General features: G+C 40.4%; 18 protein-coding genes and 1 riboswitch. Of the genes, 7 read left to right on the forward strand and 11 right to left on the reverse strand.

From position 1 onward, the window contains the following. Nucleotides 1–150: 150 nt before the first annotated feature. Complete coding sequence (locus tag G1O98_RS01710; protein WP_163926885.1) at nucleotides 151–2,814, forward strand: PAS domain S-box protein; 2,664 nt, start codon at nucleotides 151–153, stop codon at nucleotides 2,812–2,814. Nucleotides 2,815–3,038: 224 nt separating this feature from the next. Next, complete coding sequence (locus G1O98_RS01715; RefSeq protein WP_163926886.1) at nucleotides 3,039–4,226, forward strand: glycosyltransferase family 4 protein; 1,188 nt, start codon at nucleotides 3,039–3,041, stop codon at nucleotides 4,224–4,226. A 202-nt stretch (nucleotides 4,227–4,428) separates the two neighbouring features. Here the strand turns inward: G1O98_RS01715 and G1O98_RS01720 are convergent, their stop codons facing one another. The 6 genes from G1O98_RS01720 to G1O98_RS01745 all read right to left on the reverse strand — a co-directional run bounded on the left by G1O98_RS01720 (nucleotide 4,429) and on the right by G1O98_RS01745 (nucleotide 9,470). Then, nucleotides 4,429–5,235: a pentapeptide repeat-containing protein gene (locus G1O98_RS01720; RefSeq protein ID WP_163926887.1), complete on the reverse strand. Its 807-nt coding sequence runs from the start codon at nucleotides 5,233–5,235 to the stop codon at nucleotides 4,429–4,431. 10 nt (nucleotides 5,236–5,245) lie between these two features. After that, a complete protein-coding gene (locus G1O98_RS01725; protein ID WP_094327655.1) occupies nucleotides 5,246–5,887 on the reverse strand; it encodes a hypothetical protein in 642 nt (213 codons plus the stop codon). Nucleotides 5,888–6,433: 546 nt separating this feature from the next. Next, nucleotides 6,434–6,631 (reverse strand): hypothetical protein, encoded by a 198-nt coding sequence (locus tag G1O98_RS01730; protein ID WP_163926888.1) that lies wholly within the window; start codon nucleotides 6,629–6,631, stop codon nucleotides 6,434–6,436. Between the two features lie 104 nt (nucleotides 6,632–6,735). Further along, nucleotides 6,736–8,007, reverse strand: a complete 1,272-nt coding sequence (locus tag G1O98_RS01735; protein WP_163926889.1) for a glycosyltransferase — start codon at nucleotides 8,005–8,007, stop codon at nucleotides 6,736–6,738. A gap of 161 nt (nucleotides 8,008–8,168) precedes the next feature. Next, a riboswitch (cyclic di-AMP (ydaO/yuaA leader) is annotated at nucleotides 8,169–8,383 on the reverse strand. Nucleotides 8,384–8,637: 254 nt separating this feature from the next. Beyond that, the gene (locus tag G1O98_RS01740) at nucleotides 8,638–8,850 is read right to left on the reverse strand and encodes a hypothetical protein (protein ID WP_163926890.1); all 213 of its coding nucleotides are present in this window, start codon (nucleotides 8,848–8,850) and stop codon (nucleotides 8,638–8,640) included. Nucleotides 8,851–9,143: 293 nt separating this feature from the next. Then, nucleotides 9,144–9,470, reverse strand: coding sequence for an alkaline phosphatase family protein (locus G1O98_RS01745; protein WP_243458317.1), 327 nt, complete (start codon nucleotides 9,468–9,470; stop codon nucleotides 9,144–9,146). A gap of 479 nt (nucleotides 9,471–9,949) precedes the next feature. On the opposite strand from G1O98_RS01745, the gene G1O98_RS01750 reads away from it, so the two are divergent. Then, entirely contained in the window at nucleotides 9,950–10,948 is a 999-nt protein-coding gene (locus tag G1O98_RS01750; RefSeq protein ID WP_163926891.1) for a DUF1350 family protein, read from the forward strand. 117 nt (nucleotides 10,949–11,065) lie between these two features. On the opposite strand, the gene argC is transcribed toward G1O98_RS01750, so the two are convergent. Further along, nucleotides 11,066–12,055, reverse strand: a complete 990-nt coding sequence (argC, locus tag G1O98_RS01755; protein ID WP_163926928.1) for an N-acetyl-gamma-glutamyl-phosphate reductase — start codon at nucleotides 12,053–12,055, stop codon at nucleotides 11,066–11,068. Nucleotides 12,056–12,324: 269 nt separating this feature from the next. Between argC and G1O98_RS40565 the strand changes: the two genes are divergently transcribed. Next, nucleotides 12,325–12,456, forward strand: a complete 132-nt coding sequence (locus G1O98_RS40565; RefSeq protein ID WP_265578544.1) for a hypothetical protein — start codon at nucleotides 12,325–12,327, stop codon at nucleotides 12,454–12,456. 616 nt (nucleotides 12,457–13,072) lie between these two features. After that, entirely contained in the window at nucleotides 13,073–14,359 is a 1,287-nt protein-coding gene (locus G1O98_RS01760) for an MFS transporter (protein WP_163926892.1), read from the forward strand. Between the two features lie 4 nt (nucleotides 14,360–14,363). Here G1O98_RS01760 and glpK read toward each other — a convergent pair whose 3' ends face one another. The 3 genes from glpK to G1O98_RS01775 form a co-directional block, all read right to left on the reverse strand. Further along, nucleotides 14,364–15,878, reverse strand: coding sequence for a glycerol kinase GlpK (gene glpK / locus G1O98_RS01765; protein ID WP_163926893.1), 1,515 nt, complete (start codon nucleotides 15,876–15,878; stop codon nucleotides 14,364–14,366). A gap of 130 nt (nucleotides 15,879–16,008) precedes the next feature. Further along, complete coding sequence (locus G1O98_RS01770) at nucleotides 16,009–17,178, reverse strand: helix-turn-helix domain-containing protein (protein WP_163926894.1); 1,170 nt, start codon at nucleotides 17,176–17,178, stop codon at nucleotides 16,009–16,011. Between the two features lie 950 nt (nucleotides 17,179–18,128). Continuing rightward, on the reverse strand, nucleotides 18,129–19,421 hold the full coding sequence (locus tag G1O98_RS01775; protein ID WP_163926895.1) for a hypothetical protein: 1,293 nt from the start codon (nucleotides 19,419–19,421) through the stop codon (nucleotides 18,129–18,131). 761 nt (nucleotides 19,422–20,182) lie between these two features. Between G1O98_RS01775 and G1O98_RS01780 the strand changes: the two genes are divergently transcribed. Beyond that, entirely contained in the window at nucleotides 20,183–20,497 is a 315-nt protein-coding gene (locus tag G1O98_RS01780) for a hypothetical protein (RefSeq protein ID WP_163926896.1), read from the forward strand. Between the two features lie 562 nt (nucleotides 20,498–21,059). On the opposite strand, the gene egtC is transcribed toward G1O98_RS01780, so the two are convergent. Next, nucleotides 21,060–21,848 (reverse strand): ergothioneine biosynthesis protein EgtC, encoded by a 789-nt coding sequence (gene egtC / locus G1O98_RS01785; protein WP_163926897.1) that lies wholly within the window; start codon nucleotides 21,846–21,848, stop codon nucleotides 21,060–21,062. Here egtC and G1O98_RS01790 point away from each other — a divergent pair. Next, nucleotides 21,847–22,614, forward strand: coding sequence for a nucleotidyltransferase domain-containing protein (locus G1O98_RS01790; protein WP_202985774.1), 768 nt, complete (start codon nucleotides 21,847–21,849; stop codon nucleotides 22,612–22,614). The genes egtC and G1O98_RS01790 overlap by 2 nt on opposite strands. The last annotated feature ends 139 nt before the right edge of the window (nucleotides 22,615–22,753 follow it).

Consider the following 22,753-nt stretch of genomic DNA (forward strand, 5'->3'; position numbering starts at 1 on the left):
CAAGCGTAAGAGTTTCAGCCTGCTGCTGGTAGGTTTAGCTTTCAGAAAGCCAGAGACTAACTAGCCATTGGCTCAAAAATCCTTGAGCGTGCCTCTAATGCAGGATTTCTAACAGCAAAATATATATTTATTGTAGAAATTCAAAACATCATGAGTCGCAAGCAGGCCCAAGAACTCTCTGAGGCAGAGCAAAAATACCGCACTCTGGTAGAACAAATTCCGGGCGTTGTTTATATTTTACCGATTAACATCACTGCTCAAGAAGCTTATATTAGTCCGCAACTGCAACAATTGTTAGGCATTGCCCCCGAAAATTGGCATCACAGTTTTTTTAATAGTTGGTTAAATTACACTCATCCAGACGATCGCGATCACTATTGGCAAGCTGTAAATACGACAATCACCACCGGAGAGCCTTTGAGGGTCGAGTATCGAATGATGAGGCGCGATGGTAGAACAATTTGGGTGCGGGATCAAGCTAATCTTGTTCTCTGTGCGGATGGACAAACTCAGGTACTTCAGGGTTTAGTGTTTGATATTAGCGAACGCAAACAGACAGAAGCAGCATTGCAAGAGAGCGAAGCGCGTTATCGTGCCATCCTCGAAGATCAAACGGAACTGATTGCTAGAGGCTCACCAGATGGTATTGTTACTTTTGTTAATGAAGCTTTCTGTCGATTTTTTGGACTCAAGCGAGAAGAGATTATTGCCCAACACTACGAACCTGTTGTGTTTGAGGAAGACCGGGAACGTGTGTTTAGTCAGGTAAATTCCATTAGTTCCGAAAATCCCGTGATTGCCATTGAAAATCGGGCCATAGCAAACCTTGGCGTGCGGTGGACGCAGTGGATTATTCGAGGCATATTTGATGACCAGGGTACTCTTGTAGAACTTCAATCTGTTGGACGAGATATTACTGACCGCAAACAGGTAGAAGAAGCATTAAGTGAAAATGAGCAAAAATTCCGGGCGATTTTCAATCAAACCAATCAGTTTATCGGATTACTTCAGCCCAATGGAATTGTATTAGAGGCTAACCAAACAGCACTAGACTTTGCTGGGATTACTCGAGAAGAAGTAGTCGGTAAGCCATTTTGGGAGGCAAAATGGTGGACAATTTCTTCAGAGACACAAGCACAATTAAAAACTGCGATCGCAGCTGCTGCTAATGGTGAATCTATTCGCTATGAAGTTGAGGTTTTGGATCGAGACGATCAAGCGATCGCGATTGATTTTTCACTACGTCCCATACTCGATGAAACAGGGTGTGTAACATTACTTATTTCTGAGGGACGAGATATTAGTGAATATCAAGCCGCACTGCGCGAACGCCAAAAAGCTGAAGAAGCATTGCGCTCAAGTCAAGACTTTCTCCAAAAGGTTGCTAATACCGTACCGCATATTTTGTATTTATTTGATCTCTTAAAAGGAACAAGCATTTATCTTAACCAAAAAAGTCTTAGTATTTTAGGCTACTCTCCAGAGGAATTTTGTAACGCAGATCCGCAGTGGTTCCTGAATTGCTTTCATCCAGACGACCAACACCTCTGCTATGACATACCAAGTCGCTTCGTCAACCTTAGCGACAACGAAGTTCTTTCCACCGAATACCGATTCCGACATAAAAATGGGGAGTGGCTTTGGCTGAATACACGAGAAGTCGTATTTGCCAGAGATGCTAGCGGCACTCCGATACAGATTCTTGGCTCGGTAGAAGATATTAGCACTCGCAAACAAGCTGAAGGATTACTGCGACAACAGGCAGAGGGGGAACGGCTAATTACTGAAGTAACTCAACAGATTCGGCAATCACTGAATTTGGAGGAGGTTTTAAATACAACAGTCAACAGTATTCGAGAATGTTTGGGTTCAGATTCCGTCGCTATCTACCAGTTGGAATCTGACGGAAATGGCTATTTCGCGGCAGAATCGCTGAGTGATGACTACCCGCAGAGATTAGAGCAGACACTGCACCCATTTTCGAGAACACGAGATTTTAGCTACTATTACCAGGGATTACCTACAGTCCTGCATAATATTCAGGAGTCTGATCTTTCAGCCGATGTTTTTGAGTTATTGCAACTCTATCAAATCAAGGCTGCGATGGTAGTACCGATTTTGAATGGGGAGCATCTGTGGGGTTTACTCATTGCTCATCAGTGTAGCGCACCTCGTTACTGGCAAGCATTTGAAGTTAATTTGTTGCAGCAGTTAGCCAGTCAGGTAGCGATCGCTATTCATCAATCAGTACTCTACCAGCAATTACAAGCTGCCAATGAAGAACTGCAAAGATTGGCCACTTTAGATGGTTTGACTCAAATAGCCAATCGTCGCCGATTCGATCAGTATCTTGAGAATGAGTGGCATCGACTCAAACGCGAGCAAATACCGTTGTCTTTAATCTTGTTCGATGTCGATTTTTTTAAACGCTACAACGATACTTACGGGCATTTAGCAGGAGATGATTGTTTACGGCAATTGGGGAGTGCGCTTAAAAGTGTTATTAAGCGTCCAGCCGATTTAGTAGCTCGTTACGGCGGCGAAGAATTTGCTGTGATTCTGCCTAGTACAGAGATTGAAGGAGCAATTTCTGTAGCTCAAACTATTCGACAAGCAGTCTCGGACTTGACCATTCCCCATGCTCAATCTAGTGTGTGCGATCGCGTTACTGTTAGTCTAGGTGTTGCCAGCATTGTGCCAAATTCCGAAACTTCGCCGCAAGACTTGATTAATGCTGCGGACAAATCACTCTATATAGCTAAACAGCAAGGGCGCGATCGAGTTCATACTGTTTGCGTCGTTACCCCTTCTTAAAGCCTGAGTTACAAAACGGGCACTCAAGTGTTTTAAATTACGAATTAGTATTATACATTGCTTCCTATCGATAGCACACAGTTGATAACCTTTGATAAACTTTAACAAAATAACTGTTAAAAAATCTAAAAATTTAGTAAAAGTACTCACTGCATTCGCCAGACTTGTATTTTTAGGTAAATGTAGTTGTTTAGATATTTGTAAAGTGTCGGGGAGTCTAACAGATGAAGATATTGGTATTGAGTTGGGAGTTTCCGCCAAGGATTGTTGGGGGAATTGCGCGACATGTAGCGGAATTGTACCCGGAACTGGTAAAGCTAGGACATGAAGTCCACCTGATTACGGCGGAGTTTGGTCACGCATCGATGTATGAGGTGGTTGAAGGAGTAAAGGTACATCGGGTGCCTGTGGCTTATAGTAACGACTTTTTCCACTGGGTAGTGAATCTCAACTTGAGTATGGGAGATCACGGTGGTAAGTTGATCTTGGAGGAAGGGCCCTTTGATTTAATTCATGCCCACGATTGGTTAGTTGGAGATGCTGCGATCGCTCTCAAGCATAATTTTAAAATACCACTAATTGCCACAATTCATGCTACAGAATACGGACGCTATAACGGTATTCATACAGAGGTTCAAGGCTATATAAATGGCAAAGAAACTTTGCTGGCTTACAATGCTTGGCGAATTATTGTTTGTAGCGACTATATGCGCCAAGAGGTAGAACGAGCATTACACAGTCCTTGGGACAAAATTGATGTTATCTATAACGGTATCAGAGCCGAAAAGAAACAGCATCACGTAGATTTTCATGCACTAGATTTTCGCCGCCAATTTGCTACAGACAATGAGAAAATCGTTTACTACCTCGGTCGCATGACATACGAAAAAGGTGTACCTATATTACTTAATGCTGCACCCAAAATCCTTTCGGAAATGGGAGGTAACGTTAAATTTGTCATCGTTGGTGGTGGAAATACTGACCATCTCAAACGCCAAACCTGGGATTTGGGAATTTGGCATCATTGCTATTTTACAGGTTTTCTCTCTGATGATTACTTAGATAAATTCCAAACTGTTGCTGACTGTGCCGTTTTTCCTAGTCTTTACGAACCCTTTGGAATTGTAGCTTTAGAAAGCTTTGCTTCTCGCGTGCCTGTAGTGGTTTCCGATACAGGTGGTTTTCCCGAAGTAGTGCAACATACAAAAACAGGCATTGTTACTTGGGTGAACAATTCCGACTCTTTAGCTTGGGGAATTTTGGAAGTATTGAAAAATCCAGGTTATCGACAATGGCTAGTGGATAACGCTTATGAGGATTTAGAGCGGCGCTTTAGCTGGCCGAAATTAGCTAGGCAAACTCAAGAAGTATATCAGCGAGTTGTGCAAGAGCGATCGCAAATTTCCTGGTAAGAGACTTTTCACAGCGGCGATTTCTTCAAAAAGTAGGACTTACACCCAATAGAGCCTCAAACCCTTTGTAAAGGGGAGGAAACCGGATTTTTCATTTGCCTTGATGAATGCTCACGTCGCTGATATCTCAGTACTGAAGTGACTGAGCTTTACGCTTACCGCAAACCTTGTAATAATCAACACAATTACCTTTTGTTGCTAACTAATCGTGCTTTGAAGCGTCAGGCATAATTGCCTCCTGAAGATTTACGCCACTGAGGTTAGCTCCTCTCATGTCGGCTCCTCTCAGGTTGGCTCCTCTGAGATTTGCCCCTGCCAAATTCGCGCCTCTAAGGTTAGTCCAACTCAAGTCAGCTTGACTCAAGTCAGCTTCACTTAAGTTAGCCCGCAACAGGTAAGCGCCACTGAAGCGAGCCTTATTCAAATTAGCTTTGTATAAGTCAGTTTTATAAAGATAAGCCCCCAATACTTCCGCTTCGTACAAACTTGCTTCACTGAGGTCAGCCTCAATCAAGTTGGCTTCAATCAGGTTGGCAAAAGATAGATTTGCCCTTATTAGCTTCGCTGCACCTAAATCGGCATCTCTCAAGTTAGCGCCTCTTAGGTCAGTTCCAATTAGATTAGCATGAGCGATCACAGCGCCTCTCAGATTCGCCTCACTCAAATCGGCTCCAATCAAATTAGCCTGACTCAAATCTGCCTGCGTAAGTATAGCACCACTCAAGTTAGCAACACTCAAGCTAGCATCACTCAAGTTAGCTTCAATGAGAAAGGCTTTGCTGAGGTTGGCACTACTGAGGTCAGCACCACTGAGGTTTGCTCGCACCAGTAAAGCATTACCTAAATCTACCTTTCTCAAATTTACCCCCTGGAGGTTTCCGCCTCTGAGGTTATGCCCTTGCAGATTTGCAGCACTGAGGTCTGGTTCAATCTGAGGATTTTTCTTTCTCCACTCAATCCATGTCACTGCACCTGCTTTGAGTAAAGCTAGATGCTCTCGATTTGCCATTTTCTTTCCTTTACTCCTGACGACCACCTAGAGGATTTGCTCGGCCAGCTACATTTTCAATGGCCGTTAAAGCTCCCGCCGCACCTGCTAGAATATCCTGTTCTTGCCCACCTAAGTAAAGTCGTCCAAAGCTACCTACAGCTTGAACTTCAAGAATGTTAATCCTCGCCGCTTTCTCGGCTTCATTGGCAGCGAGTGCGGCGTAAGCAGCAGGTTCCACTTCTAATACATATAGTGTTTGTCCTGCTAGTAGTAGCTGTCCCCGGCGCGTGCGATTAATCAGTTGTGTTTGATAAGCATCGATGTTGCGGATAATCTGACTGGAAATAACACGCGGTTTCAGACATTCCTCTCTTTTGACTCCTAGTGCCGCTAAAATGGCTTGACCAGCAGCTCGCGTTTCCCCTTGGGAGCTAGAATGAACTTCCAATAGTCCGTATAGTCGTTCAACTACCTGTACTCCCGGACGGACAGAGGCAGATTTCAGAGCTATATCCGTAATCTTATTAATTTCGATACCAGGAGAGATTTCAATCCACAGTGATGTATCCCCTGGTAATGGTAAGAAGCCTTGGGCTACTGTTCCCATATATGCTGCATGTTGAGGTTGCAGGTTGTCGAGAAATACGAAACTGCGTAGTTCTATTCCCAAGATTTTGCTCTCCAGTCATAAGGGTAAAAGTTATCTATTGCAAGATATGAGTGCCTAACTTGGGTAATTTTTGCCACAAGTGAAGGATGGGAAAGTACAAAGTATAAAAATTTTGCTGTCGATAAATTCTACACCTGAGAAGTATTCTGGCAGTAAAAACCGCCTTGATAATTGTACAAGCTTTATTACGCACAAATCGCTGCCTGCAATCCTAAATCGGGCAATGCTTGTTTTGATTTATTGATTAAGTTAATGTGACAAAAAAAGTCTTTAGCTAAACTGAAGCGGGGAAAGTTCAGTGAACTTTCCCCGCTATCTTCAAAATGCTGCCAAAACCGCAGCCAATTAAATTGACAAAAAGAGATTTTAAGAAGTGCCTCACCAAGTATTGTTGGCTTGATAGACTAATAGATTTGTTTTTCTGCGTTTAATAGAAAAACAAATCTATTAGTTTAAGGACTTCCAAAAAATAAATTATCCCAAATTATTTGTAGGGATGCACAGTTGTGCTTCCTGGAGATGAGATGTTTTTTTACTCTAAGTCCCTTATTTTGCCTCTGCCAGTATCCATCTGGAGTAAGCATCTTCGAGAAATCTGCTTTGACGACGAGTTCCTTTATGCTTGCTCACTCTGACTTTGAGGGTGGTTATGTACACTCCATCCATTACCTCATGCCCATAACCGAAAACTTGACCAATTTGCCCTGTTCTTTGATGCAAAGCATAATCCCCGATATGCAACATAATTCTGACTTCCTAATTAACTAGGTTGAGTAGTTTGTCGTTGGCTATTTGTGCGCGGCAAAATAACTCTGATGATATTAGTTCCGCGCATAAAGCTGTAAAAATTAAGCTGCAATTCGGAGTTGGGTATTGGGTGCAGTTTGAGCCAACAAACGAGTGTAAAGTTGAGTCAGTCGGAATCCGACACTGTACCAACTAAAGGCGATTTCTGTCCGTTGTCGAGCCGCTTCACCTAACTGGTCTCGCCAAGCTGGATTGGTAAGAATGCGGTCTATAGCAGTAGCAAAAGCGACTTCATCTTTAGGAGGTGCAAGTAATCCTGTAACTTCTGGTACAACAGTAAACTGCAACCCGCCAACATCACTAGCTATGACTGGTGTCTGACTAGCCATTGCCTCAATAGCAACTAAACCAAAAGGTTCATAGTGGCTGGGGACTACGCAGACATCAGCAGCGGCGTAGTAGAAGGGGAGAACAGTTTCATCTAGGCGACCAGCAAAGGTTGTACAATTTTCTAATCCGAGTTCATTCACTATGGTAGCAATGCGATCGCGTTCTATTCCATCACTCTGACCGGGACGGCTACCACCGCCAATTACTAGCTGGAGGTTAGCTTCACCTCTTAAATTAGACTTGGCAACGGCTCTTACCAAGGTTTCAATACCTTTGCGGCGGTCAAAGCGACCAACATAGAGAACCATTTTGGCATCTGGGGCAATTCCCAACTTTTCTCGCGCCGTAGTTCGCTGAATTCCCCCAAATTTGTCAGTATCAGTGCCACAGGGAATCATTTCAATATTCCCTTTGCTAGAAACGAGTACCCGCATGTGTTTCTGTTCTTGCGGACTGGTTGCAACTACACAGTCTATAGTTTCCAAGCAGGCTTTTTCTACAGCCAATCGCTGGGCTGCAATTACAGGAACATCACCAATACTTCTGTATTTAACGGCTCCTAAAGAGTGGTAGGTATGTACCTGAATCAGGGGTTGCTGTTTTTTCAACTCCATACCCACCCAAGATGATAACCAGTAGTTGGTATGAATTAAGGAGTAATGAAACCCTTGGCGCTGCTGAAATTTCTGGAATTCTTCGATGAATTCAGGTAAATGGCCAAACAAGTTATCTCGCCCGATAAACTCAGCTGGGCCAGCTTTTAACCGAATAGTACGACAGTTTGGACTATGTTGAGCGATCGCAGATTGTTCAGGATTACTACGACGAGTGAACATATCCACTTGCCAACCTTGCTGGGCTAAGGCATAACCTACTTGACGCACATAAACATTTTGACCCCCAGCTTCTTCTTGACCAATTTCAACGGCCGGGTCGCCATCAACAGAAATTAGGGCAATGCGATGTTTCTTATTCTGGAACATAGCTGATTTTCACCTCAAGGTAAATAATCCTGCCTCAAACGCCAGAAATCAAGATATTATTATCCTCTCTCAAGGTCGAGGGCAGGCACAACGAACCGCAAAGTTACCAGCCAAAGGACACTGACGAGAACAAGGCATTACTTGTTAAGAATGCTGCTCGTTCAGTCTCTTCTCAATGCCGACGAAGTTAGCTGACGGGCTAGGACTGAGAGATGTCCTTCTTAAGAAAGTTATGAGTTATGAGTTTAGTAACTTTTAACTCCTCACTATTAACTACTAACTTTCTTCAAAATACGCCCCAGGTTTGGTTCCTCCGCTCCGGTTTACCCTTTACAAATGTTTGTTGGGAATATAGTGGATTAGGCAGACTGATTTATTTTTCTTTAAATTTTTATAACCTTTAGTCATCAACTATGTCAACAGTATGAACAAAAAAATGGTGATGCTAATCACTTCAAAGCGCGTTGTAACTAGCTTTGAAGAATCAGACTGTAGGGGAAAGTTAGTGTTGTTGAGAAGCTCTCAAGAAGACACTTACTGATGTTGATTGCTACATTTTCTTTAGTTTCTGGGAATGAAATAATTTTGAGAGTTTCAAAGAGTTAAATATAGCAATGGCGTACTATTTTGCTAAACCAAGCGTCCAAGAGGAAAACCTCCAACGTCAAAATATCGAGTTGAGCCAACAGTTTGATACTTCAGGATCGTTTTTAATCCATTAGTACTTGGTTGGGATGTCAAAGTATTAGCTTTAAAAGTAACTTTTTTGACTCCTTTGACCAAAGATTCATGTAAAACACGACCCAATACGGTTCGGTTAAAGGGTAAAGGTTTTAAATACATCCTTTCCCCTTTACCCCTTACCCTTTACCCAGACCACAAGGAAAGTGAAAAATGCTTATCCGAACCGTATTGAAACAAGACCTATAAGTTCTTCTTGATGGGGAATATTCAAATTTAAAATCTTAGCTAAGGTAATAGCCACATCAGCTTAGAGACCCGGTGGCATCATCAATTATAATTGTGGATTTACCAGGTCTTTGAGTAATATCTTGAATTAATACTGTCCCAATCCTGCCAACGGCGGCAGTACTAAACCCAGCTTCATGTGCAGCATCTAAATAGGCTTTCTTCGTTTAAGTAATTACCATCAAAGTGTTGGCTAATTTCCCCCAAAACAGCATTTTTTCTAAAAAAAGAACGGGGTTGTTACTGGCGCTTTTGACAGAAAAGCCAACATTAATTGTATTGCTAAAATTACCAGTATCACCGAGATAATGTCCAGTTGCGATCGCAGAAGCATTAGCGGTAGTAAAAGTAGGAAACAACGAATGACTATTGACAAAACTTAAACCCTGTTGGCGAATTTCATGAAGATTAGGAGTTTCATCATCATTAACTTTGCTAGGTCGCAACCCATCGGTAATAAAAATTATTACACTGCGTTGGTAGCGTCTTAGCAAACCCTGAAGCTGTCAATACTGCAACAAGTGTAACTGTAGCTATTATCAGAAAAGTCTTATATATCTTAAGTAAAACCATTTTCTTACATCTCCAAATATAGGTATTTACGGATTTTTGGGGCTTTAGTATTTAATAAAACTATGTATAAAATTTTATTATCTATTAAAAGGAATACCAATTTTTCATCCCAGAATAAATTTAGATGGCTGCTTGACTTCCAGCCAATTGAAATGGACAATAGCAGTATTTATACTGGCTGTGAAGATATCAAGTATTTGAAGTTATATAAGTAAAGTTTATTAAATCATTGAAATATCTCTCTTTCATAAATGCTTTGAGAGCTACAAACGTTTACTATGTTATTGAACCGAGTATCTCAGTTTTGGGAAAATATTTTTTAAAGAATCCGAAAAGCAGCAACATCAGTTTGGAGATTAACTATACACGTACCAAAATGAGATGAACTCGTTGCTAAGTCATGGTTAATACAAATTTAAAACTGAGATTTAAACCCGTTTCTCACAGTTGGGTTGCTCTGCATCCACAGCCTAAAGGAGTAATTCAATTTATTGCAGGGGCTTTCTTTGGTACATTTGGCCCCATGCTTTTTTATCGCTATCTACTTCAGTCTTTATTTAATCAGGGATACACGATTATTCTTCTGCCGTTTAATTTTACTTTTAACCATTATGTAGAAGCTGGTTTTTTGATGAGAGAGCAGTATGAGATTTTGCCAGAGCTTGTGAGGATGGCAAGTGTTGAGGGATATGATTATGAAGCCTATCTAGATGATAAAAACTTTTCTTGGATTGGACATAGCCTTGGCTGTAAATATATTTCCCTGTTAGAAGGATTTACCGCTCTGCCAGATGATATTCAAAAAAGAGAACCTTTTATTCGGAATCTGCTATCTCATACTTCAGATAAGTCCCAAATAGAAAGTGTAATTAAAGATATTAACATTCTCGTCGAGGAACTTAAACGAAAAATTATAGAAGATCAGAAACTAATTTATAGTTACATAGGTCGGGAAATTAAAATTAATAGTGTCTTTATTAGAGGGCAAGTTTCTATCCTCTTAGCACCTGATATTAGCGATACAGCCAGTGCAATTCGCCCTCAATTTTTAGCCGATATCATCGATAATCTTGGTTTGGGTGTAAAACCAAACCCTGAAGAAACCAAGAATTTAATCAAGGATAGTGGGTTATTTAATATCATGGGTTTAGTCTGTTTTAAGTCTGATAAGATTGCTAAGTTAACCTGTGAATGGTTTACTGATATTTTGAAAAGACCACCTCAAAAATTTCTCGAAACTTTAGACGGTGGGCATTTAAAACCTTTAGGTATTCAATTAGGTAATACTGTCATTAATCTTTTTGACAAACCTTTAATTGAGTCAGTTCAAGATCGAAATAGAGGCTTTGAGCATCATGTAATTGAATTACTTGAGGCACTCAAAGAAGAATCAAAATAATGGGCATTGGGAATTGGGAATTGGGCATTGAGAAGAGGCAAGGGAGACAAGGAAGAGACTTGTTCAATAATTTCCCCCTGCTCCCCTGCTTCTTCCCCATTCCCTAATGCTTTTTCATCACAATCCCAATTCTTCTGGAAAGCCCAGCATGATGTTTAGGTTTTGGATTGCAGCTCCTGATGCGCCTTTGCCCAAGTTGTCGAGACGAGCAACTAGCAATGCTTCTTTGGTGGTGTCATTGGCGAATACAAAAACCTGAACAATATTAGTGCCGTTCACTGCGTAGGCGTAGCCCGTCGTAGACATCGCATCCAAAAATATTCCGTCTCGCAGCAGAGTAGAATCTTGGAATGGAGCAACCTGCACAAATTTTTCACCTTGGTAGTAATCAGCGATCGCTTCATAGATTACCTCACCTGATGGTGGATTATCCAAAGTTCCTAACGGCAAAGGCACTTGAACTAGCATCCCTTGCTCAAAATCCCCTACTGAAGGTACAAATAGTGGCGGCGATGCTAACCCTGAATAATAATGCATTTCCTTGACATGCTTATGTCCAAACTGCAAACCGTAGATTCCATAAGGATATAGTGACTCGCCCCCGGCTTGCTGTTCATGGAAGGTATGGTATTGTTTGATAAGATTCTTTCCGCCACCAGAGTAACCTGATACTGCATTCACGGTGATGGGAAAATTACTTTTTAAAAGTCCCTTAGCAATCAACGGACGGATACAGGCTAAAAATCCTGTGGGATAACAGCCTGGATTGCTGACAAACTGAGCGCTGGCGATTTTCTCTCGCTGTCCTGGATTGAGTTCGGGGAACCCATATATCCAGCCATTAGCTGTCCGATGGGCACTACTAGCATCAAGGATTTTAACCGTAGTACTACTTACTAAGCTAACAGCTTCGCGGGCTGCATCATCAGGTAGGCAGAGAATAACAACATCGACGGCATTAATTAGTTTAGCTCGCTCACTTGCATCTTTACGTTTAGATGCCTCAATGCTAACTAACTCGATATCATCCCGTTGATTGAGACGTGAATAAATTTGTAAGCCTGTGGTTCCTGATTCGCCATCAATGAAAATCTTAGGTTTAGTAATCATGCGGGGAGTATCCTTAGATGTCAGTAGTATTTTAAAACAGCTATCAGTTATCAAAGTTCAAGATGGGAATTTACACCCCAAATCAAACTTACCACGCAATAGTTCTGGGGAACTCTGACTCGCAACTGTTTACTCTGCACCTTCTGAAGGATCTTCAAAAAGGCTTTAAATATCTCTTGTCCTATGCGGAAAACGGATGGTTTCAACCCTTTAATTTATAAGGTGGTAAAAAATTAGATAATTACCGACTGAAAAACTCCGCAGACTTGGCATTAACAAGTCACGCTTTCTTCCCCTACTTGGGCTTTACACCAGTATTTTATCGCTTTCTATCTTCTGCGATCGCACGTATGAATACCACCTCAACTTGGCGTATTCTTCATCTTCACCAGGAATAATTCCCAAAAGCCTTCTTTATGCAAGGCTTTCAGCTTACCAAGCTTGCTATTCAACGCTTTGACGAGCTGTTTCCAAGTTCTACTTTGTCCTGATCTTACTGCTAAATACACCTGGAGAATACCTGACTTATTCTTGCTATCTCTCAGTACAATCGCGGTTTACAGTATTTGTTCCAAATTGTTGGAGTGTAAATTGCCAAAAACCTTGCAGATTCATAATTTGAGATTTTTTACAAAAATATTTTCCAATTGATGATTTAAGTGCGGCATCTGGGAACAATCTATGGAACTCAGATTTTTGTTCGGTACTTAGCACTTACTAAGCGCTTAAGAAAAGAACATAAACCTGTTTAAAATACTGTCCCAGTTTACCAAAATAACCCGTGAGTAAAAAACTAGAAACCTTAAAAGTATTTATTCTATTTTAGAGAAACAATAACCGAAAGAATCTAAATTAAAACAGTAATAAATAACACAGGTATTTGTCGCTCTTTCAACTGAGAGATAGATTTTTCATAGCTTTATTTTCCCAATTTTTAACATTCTAAATGCGGATTTTTCAAGCCGGATTTTGGTATGGAATAAAAACTTACCTACACTTGCAGTATCTATAAAAATGCCTAACTCTAAAATTCAAAAAGACCTTCGTCATAACTTAACGGTCAATGTTGTTGAAAGTGCATTTTTTGGTTTAGGAGCTGGTTTTGCCTCTTATATCACGATTATTCCTCTATTTGTTAGTGGTTTAACCAATTCTGCATTGCTCATTGGTCTGATCCCAGCTATTCCGCGTTTAGGTTGGCAACTACCTCAGCTATTAACAGCTGATAGAATAGCTCGATTACAGTATTACAAACCAACTGTAATGTGGTTGACAATTCACCAGAAACTTCCTTTTTTAGGATTAGCACTGGTTGCTTTGTTAGAGCTACAACTCAATCACCAAACTATCTTATATTTGACATTCGCCATCCTCATTTGGCAGGGACTAGGTAGCGGATTTAGCGCTCCTGCTTGGCAAAGTATGGTTGCTAAAATTGTTCCATCGGGAAGGCTTGGCATTTTTTACGGTGCTTTAGCTGCGGCTGCTAATCTAATGAGTATTATTGGTGCTTTGAGTGCTGGTTTACTGCTCAAGCAAATTGCCCAGCCATTTAACTTTGTTCTCTGTTTTTTGTGTGCCAGCCTTGCGATGGCTCTATCTTGGTTTTTTATGTCTAGGACGCGAGAGCCAGTAAACAAATCATTATCGACTATTGAAACTAGACGTGAATTTTGGGCCAGTCTTAATGTGATTCTCCGGTGCGATAAGAATTTCCGTTACTTTGTGGTCGCACGTATGCTTTCACAATTAGCCTTAATGCCACTTCCCTTCTATACCCTCTATGCCGTACACCATCAAGGTATGGGAGAAGCATCTATTGGATTAATTACTGGCGTGCTGATGGGAACGCAAACTATTGCTGGATTGGTTTTGGGTTGGGTAGGCGATCGCTGGGGTAACAAGTTGGTCTTGGAAGTTGGTTCTGTTGTTTGTGCTTTCAGTTCGGTTCTAGCTGGGCTAGCAACAAATATAAACTGTTTTTACTTGGTATTTATAGGAGCGGGAATAGGTATGAGCGCTCTGCAAAATATTGCTGCGGTAATGACCTTAGAGTTTGGTAATCAGCGTCAACGACCAGCCTATATTGGTCTTGGTAATACCCTTGTTGCCCCTGCCACAATGCTTGCTCCCCTTTTAGGTGGATGGATAGTGGATAATATTGACTATAGAACTGCCTTCTTGGTGGCAGCTATAGGTGGATTAGTTACAGCACTAGTTTTGCACCTAGGAGTGCGCGATCCACGTTATCTGGAACAAAATTTTAGTAACCATTCAGTTGAAGTTTTGCCTGAGCAGTAAGCATTTACTCCTCCCAAGCCAGAGTGCGTTTCACTGCTTTTTGCCAAGTATCAAAGTTAGATAATGGCCTATCGCTCCTCGGTTCAAACACACGCTCAATTTGCCGTTGCTGCACCAGCGCTTCGTAGCTCTCCCAAAATTCTATAGCTAAACCTGCTGCAAATGCTGCACCCTGAACGGTCGTATCGCGCATTATCGGACGTTCAACTGGAATACCTAATACATCAGCCTGAAATTGCATCAAAAAATTATTTTCGCAAGCACCACCATCTACGGTTAATCGACCAACTGGAGTACTGCTAGATGAATTAATTGCCTGTACTACTTCCAAAACTTGATACGCGATCGCTTCCAACACGGCGCGTACTAGATGCTCTGGTTGGACACTGGCGGTAATGCCGAAAAAAGCTCCCCTAGCACTCATATCCCAATATGGTGCGCCCAGTCCACTAAATGCAGGCACAAAGTAGACTCCGCCATTATCTGTCACCTGATTTGCCATCGTTTCACTTTCAGCAGCAGTTCTAATTAGCTTGAGGCGATCGCGCAACCATTGAATACAAGCTCCACTAGTAAACATACTACCTTCTAAGGCATAGCCTATATCCAATGCTCCACTTGGATTTGATTGTGTCCATGCCACCGTAGAAATAAGTTGATGGTGCGAGCGCACAATTCGATTGCCTGTGTGAGCTACCAAAAAGCTACCAGTTCCGTAAGTACATTTCATCAAACCGGGGCGATCGCAACCATGACCAAATAGAGCTGCTTGTTGATCCCCCAAGATCGCAGTAATCGGAATTTCAGCACCCAACAAAGCCGCATCAGTAACTCCAAATACTCCTAAACTAGGCTGAATCTGGGGCAAAATATGAGCCGGAATTTGAAACAGATTTAGTAAATTCTCATCCCAATCACAGGTTTTGAGATTCATCAACATTGTCCGGCTGGCGTTGCTGTGGTCAGTAGCATGGACTTTTCCACCTGTAAGATTCCACAGCACCCAGGTATCAATAGTACCTGCTAAAACATTGTTTAGGTCAACGTCTGTAAACTTATCTAATAGCCACCTAAGTTTGGTAGCAGAGAAATAGGCATCAATGATTAATCCAGTGCGATCGTAAATTTCATCAGCATAGCCTTGCTCTTTTAACTCGTGACAAAGGGGAGCAGTGCGACGATCTTGCCAAACGATCGCTCTATGGAGTGGTTTACCAGTAGTTTTGTCCCAAATCAAGCAGGTCTCACGCTGGACAGTTAGTCCCAATGCTGCGATCGTTGATGGAGTAATCTGGGCATTCTTAATGGCGGTTTCTATCACCCAACAGGTATCTTCCCAGATTTGTTGAGGGTCATGTTCTAACCAACCGGGCTGAGGATAATACTGAGTTAGTTCTTTGTATGCCTGCCCAACAATCTTACCGTCTGCGTTAAACACAAAGGCGCGGTTGCCTGTTGTACCTAAGTCTAATGCTAAGATGTAGCCCGATGATAGAGTTGTGTTGCCAAGTGTGTGCATAGCTGCTTTGACATACTGCGTAGGTGTAGCCCAACCTAGGCATAATGATTTTAGAAATGCGTATTAAATCACATATACATTATTTTGTGTACATTTAGGTCATCTTTTCTCACCAGATACCCATCTGTAATTAATGGAAATCTTTCAAGATGATGTGTTTTTTTGAGTCAAAACTGATAATACCTTCTTCTTGTAATTTACCCATCAATCGTGTAATTGTTACCCTGGTAGTACAACAGGCGCTAGCAATATCTTCGTGAGTAAAGCGAACACTTAGGCGAGTTCCCTCCGGCACAGTTTCACCCACTTCTCGTTTCAAAAGTTCTAATAGATAGTGCAAGCGCTCTTGTACTCTTCGCCTTCCAGAAATAGCTAAAAAAGATTCTGTTTGCCGTAACCTCTGATTGATTTTTGGTAAAAGCGTATGGCTCAGATTTGGAGAAGCCTCTATCTCTGCCGCGTAAATTGATACCAACTTAACATCAGATAAGGCTGTTGCTTGGTAGATATTTAAAGAAGTCAAACTAGAGCCAAAAACCATTCCTGCTGTTGCCAATCCTATCAACACTTCTTCACCCGTTTCACAGTAAGTACTGAGTTTGACCAAACCCAGAGAAACATACCAAATTACTAGTGGATTGAGGGGAATAGTTTCTCCTTTAGAATATTTATGCACTTGACCATCGTTGAACAAGTCGTCGTCATTCTTGACTGTTCCGGATTCTAAATACTGACGGTCACTAATATTACGCATCATCCAGCGCAGAGAGATTGCCTTACCTTGATGATTGCGGACAACTGTTACTGTCAAAGCTCCATCAAAGGACTCACCATGACGTTTTTGCAAGCTTACCAATAACTCTTCAACTCTGTCTGATTCAGATAATTGGATGAGTTCGCACCGAACCTGTTGACGTTCTCCTAGAGAAACAAAGTTCATCATTGGTTTACCCACCAAAAAATGCTTTGAAACATTGAGTAACCTCGCTGCGGTATGGTTAGCTTCTTGAATGATTCCTTCTGTATTAGTCACTAAATAGCCGTCCGGCGCAAACTCGAATAAATCTTGGTAGTGTTGGCGTTCTGCTTCTAGCCTATTTCGTGTTTCTAATAGTTCCTCATTTTGCTGATACAGTTCTTGTGCCGCTAACTGTACTATCTTTAAGGTGTTATAGAGTTCCTTTAAAGCTTGCGGCAGTAGATCCGGTGGAATCCAAGGTAATACACTAGCAGTTTGGTATAAATCTGCTAAACGCTTGTGTAATATTTCTGTACGTTGGATAAATTTTTCTATGTTCACCTTAAATTGCCGCTACTTGTTTGCAGAGGTTGAGCAAAAAAAATCTACTAGGTAAGAAATTATGGAGTGTCTATTAATACTTATAGATGTTTGAATACTTTATTACATCAAGCCTACGGTATTTTGATAGTTATTACGTCTACCTTTGGTCGGACAATTCGGTAAAATCAGCCAATAGGAGCGCCTAACTTGCTGAACTAAGATTAGGCTCATTTATAACCAAACTAATAAACCAGTAAAAATTGTGACTAGTAGACAAACTTAGATAAGACAGCATAACCAGAAAAAACCCGTTCTCAAGCTGAATTTCTCGCTATTGTTTAAGCCACTTTGTCATTCCCCCAATGAATGATTTAGTATTAATGATAATTATTTTCAATATTACCTAGAATAACTCATAATATTTTCCCTAACTTCCATCACAAGAATCAAGCCACCACCACCAAAGACATATAATCTAAGTTAAGTTTATTTGTGCTTATGAATACATTTATTGGTAACAAATTTCACAACAAGATTTCCAACTTCTGTAAAAAGTAGGGAATCAAAGTCTTTCGCTCTTAAAATCAATTATGGAATTCTCTAGCACAGGCAAAGGAAAACTGAAGTTTGCCAGTCATATAAAATAGCAAACTGAATTCTAATTACTGAATTCTGTTTGGTAAATTAAAAATAGACGTATAGGAAATCACATAACAACTTAACAATTATCCGCCTCTTTAGTTAGAGGATAAATGAAGCAGTCAGCTGATGTAATTTAACAATGCGTAACAGCTAATCAACGCGCAAGTTATGAGGAGTGATGGATGAGGTGTCAATACTATAAAATCTCGTCACTCCCTTTTATTTGCTTCAATTTACAGCGCTTTTCAAGTAATTGAACTGCACTGTCCTACTCTCAACTCCTGGTCTCAGTTGTGGTGTAAATACTTAAAATATGCTGTATTAACTTAACGGATGCCATCATTATCAATAGCGCTGTAGCTATCGCTGGGGAAAAGCCCTAACCAGGGGTCAGAACTAGGAGTTAAAAATAGTTGGGCGTATACTTGCTCATTTAGGGCTTCCACACTGCTTGTTTGCTTTCCTTGCATAAACCATTGATGAATTTGGCTGTGTAGCATATATTCATTTCTGACTGTATCTAAAGCCATTGTGGTTTCAAATTTTTTCACTATGATCGGCAAATTATCTTCTTTCGTGTTGACAGGCTGAGACTTTTTAGCTCTGATCAAAGAGATGCTATTTTGATCTAGCTTGACATCAGCGGCATAGAGTTGAGCGATTTTGTTCCAAACTTCCTGGTCGGTAATTTCAGCTAAAGCATTTTGATTCCGTTCAGCATCAGACTGAAAAGCACTCAGCATTGGCGTTTCAACTCTCATCTTAGAAACTGCTAAAGAACTTGCTCTTTCTGCTGTAGGAGGCTGACTGGGATTGCTCGGAACTTTCACCAACTTAGGGAGAGACTGGATACCCAGGCGGGATAAATCTGCAACCCATTGGGCTTGGATAGAGTTTAAACGATCGCTGTGGTATTTTCTTAAAAAAGCCTCGCGATCGCTTTTTGCAAGTTTACTATAATCTTTTACCGCTACTTCAGCCTGCTGTAACTGACGTAAAAATTCTCTGGGACTATATAATCCTGGAATTGCGTCGATTGGACGACCCGATGCATCTAATATATAGTGAATGCTATTACCTGTAATTGTTCGCTCCAACTTGCGTCCATCGCCAAAATCAATCGTTACTTTAGGTACAGGGCGCACCGATTGCCAGTGCAAGATAAAGTGGTCTTGAAGGAGCTTAGAAATTTCACCATTCGGATACAGCGCTACCCTGAAAAACCTACTATTGGCACAACTCAAATCCTGATCCAGTCTGCCCAGCAAACGCAGAGATAAAATAGGTTTACCACTAGTTCTAGCAGCAGCTTTGGCTTGTTCTATGTCAGTGTACCAGTACAGGCGAGAGGCATAACAATCTCGTTGTTGACAGAGTTCGTCTAAAGCTACCCGGAGTGCAGAAGAAGGTAGAACTGCATCTGAAGAATTAATATCTAGCGTATTCCTATGAGATTTGAGAAATAGTTGTAACCCGCTTGGACCTTGTTTCCGAAGTACTGAAACTTCTTGAGATAACTTGGAGATTTCAGCTACAGGAGTTTGAGCATCAGCTGTCTGCAAAAGACTGAAGCTGGCTAGCATGAGTGCGAAAGGATATTTGAAGATTTTAAATTCCATATATTTCCAGAAAAATAGGGGCGTGGGTATCGTTATTCCTAACTAGAGAAGTCTAGTCTAACTTGTAAGAATCTCCAGATGCTCTGAAAGTTTCAGGTGGGATAGTAAAGCTTAAAATCTCAACAGCTCAAAAAATTATCACTTGATTGCTGGCTGGTTCCTCTGATACGAGCGGGATGCGGCTTTAGGATGTATGGAGATAAACGAATAGTATCTATTACTGAACGTATACACGTATTTATTTACAGAAGCTACTTCATAAAGCTCAGGTTTTATTAAAAGTTCATATACTTTCTGCTTTAGTTACTTAAATATGCGAGTTAAGAGTTGATTTCTTATAAACTAGCTTTATTAAAAAATCAGTAGTATTCCTCTTTTAGTAATAGGTCAAATACAACTAAAGTATAAATGGTTGTGCTGGCTTAGTTGATGAACAAAAACGTCAGCTATTTCAGGTGTATATATTTTATATCTCTCTAACAGACTGATTCAGCAGTCTTGAAATAGCCATTCTCTTTTTATTAAAGGGAAATTTACATCACCCTTAATTTATAGGGATTTGACTCGGTACGCTTAAGCTTTTTCAGATAATTAATTTACTAGTAAGTGCTAGTATTCATTCACTTATGAAACCCGAAAATCAGGTTCCATAGGGCAACATTGCCATGATTTACATCCTATAGCTACGGTTTATTTCTAACTAGGAGCAAGCACAACTTCTTGAAAATTTGAATATTTACCAACCCATTTTGCAAATCTCCATGCAACAATATTTTTCTCATTTACTCATACTGGCATTAGGAACAACTTCGACTTTGATAATTACTCCATGTCAAGGTCAAACTCCGGTAAAGCCCAACAATCAAAATACTGAGAATATTAGTTCCCTATCTTCAAATTCACCTTCGGCTATTCCATTGAGTGATTCTGCTAATTCTACTAATAACAAACCAACTATCCTCTCTGAGGTAAGCAATAACTCTTCTGCTGCGAATGCAAATATAGCTGCAACGAAGCCAAAGCCACGGCTTCCTATATTCAGCAGAATTTTTCCCACACCTTCGATGCAGCAATAATCAACGGCTAATATTCACAGGAAGTTCAAATTTATTGAGTGAAAATATGACCCCAGCAACAAAGGTTCTAATTGTTCTCTTTTGCTGGGGTGAGAAAAATATCATCCATAGCAGTTCTCGTTTGTATGCAATATATCCTGACTTCACTTCCATTTCCCTCTTTTAAAAAAAGAGAAGATTTGAGTGTTATCCCTCAACACAACAAGGTTGGGGCTAGGGTCTATATTGAACTTAACTGAGAACCGCTATATATGTTAGGCATACCCTGACTTCCTTGATGCTTGCATTTGACAAAGCAATAAACCAAACCATTGATTTTGATCTGTTTATATTTGAAGAGGTAATAAACCTTTTACAGTCAGTTACTCCTTGATAGTATCAAGGTCAAATTTGCGGGAAATTTCGGTGAGGATAGTCTCACCTAGTGCAGAATTCACCTTTAAATGACGGATAATCCCCTAATAGCTGATTCATGCTAATTTCCAACATATCTGCACACGCATCAATCAGCCGGTATTGCATGGATAGCCTAGATAAGGTTTGAAAAATAGCTTCTTTTATACTAAATTTGCTCGATTTGGATCTCACAGTCTGCTCCCGCAGTAATTATGCTATTTTCTGGAAAAGCATTCCAGTTACCTATAAATAGAGGTTCAGACGCAATAATTACAGAATTTGAAAAAGTCGGATCGTCTCTAATCCAATAAAGAGATGGAGCCGGAGAAGTTGTAGCAAATCGAGAAGCTATCAGGCGATGTCCGTCACTAAAGATTACATTGATTGAGGCTTCTACTTGATAGCGCTTTGCCATCTCTAATAGTGTTAATAATGTAGTACGTAAAGCATACTCTGGAGGCCGATGTTTGTTAATTTGATTTTGTGAAAGTAACAATGCAAAAATGTGTTCAGAGTCAGTATTACCATTAATTTTTTCGTAAAAATCTTGAGTTAAAGTGCTGCGGATTTTTCTGTGTAATGTTTTGTGGAAATTTTCAATCCTTCCATTGTGAATAAATAGCTGTTGTTGATGTTTAAAGGGCTGACAATTAGCAAAATCTACGGCTTGTTCGGATGTAGCACTGCGGACATAAGCAAGCACACACTTGGATTCAACGTAACGGCTGAGACTGGGTAAGTTTATATCATTCCAAATAGGTAGGGTATTTTTGTAGGTAAATGGTTCGATATCTTTTTGGCTATGATACCAACCCACACCAAAACCATCTGCATTTACTACCCCAGAAGTCATTTCGCGGGGTTTATAACTCTGAACTATGAGTGAGTGTTCTGGTTTATACAAAAGATGCTCTAAAGAAACAGGCGAACCAAGGTAAGCAAGTAAACGGCACATGATGAATATTCCACCTTCTATTAACACAATTATTGGGCAACAGCCTTACCCGCTTTTATTCGCCATCATTAGTGGTTCCCACTTATATGGTTTTCCATCACCTGATTCTGATTATGACTTGCGTGGGGTGCATATTTTACCAGTTGAAAAAGTTGTAGGATTAGAAACTGGGAATGAAACTATTGAAGTTTCAGAAATTCGCGAAGCTTTAGAAATTGATTTAGTAACTCATGATGTCAAAAAATTCTTTTTAATGCTGCTTAAAAAAAATGGCTACGTATTAGAACAACTATACTCACCTTTGGTATTGAAAAATTTACCCGAATATGATGAATTAAAATTTATTGCCAAAGGTTGTATTACCCGTCACCATTATTACCATTATATTGGTTTTGCAGCAACACAATGGAAACTTTTTGAAAATGAACACACGTATCGGTTAAAGCCTTTACTTTATGTTTATCGAGTTTTATTGACAGGGATTTATTTGATGCAAACAGGTATAGTTGAAGCTAATCTCATGAAATTAAATGAGGTTTTCAATTTACCATATATTCATGATTTAATTGTCCAAAAGCTAGCAGGGAAAGAAAAGTCTGTTGTGTCAAATGTTAATGTAGATTTTCATCAAATAGAATATGAACGTTTACGTAATAAGTTACAGGAAGCATACGAATCTAGCCTATTACCTGAAGTACCTTCAGCAAATGCGGCTTTACATAATTTGCTAGTACGCCTGAGAACTAATGTAAAACTACGGAAATAAGTTTTATTTGTAAATCTTATTTAAAAATATTCTTCTTGCTTTCAAGACTTCCAACTAAAAAAATATCCAATTTGTAGGATGCGTTAGATAGAACGAGGTAATACACTGCGATATGTGAACTAAAAGCACCCTACAAATA

This window comes from Nostoc sp. UIC 10630, assembly GCF_010747425.1.
Lineage (GTDB): Bacteria > Cyanobacteriota > Cyanobacteriia > Cyanobacteriales > Nostocaceae > Nostoc.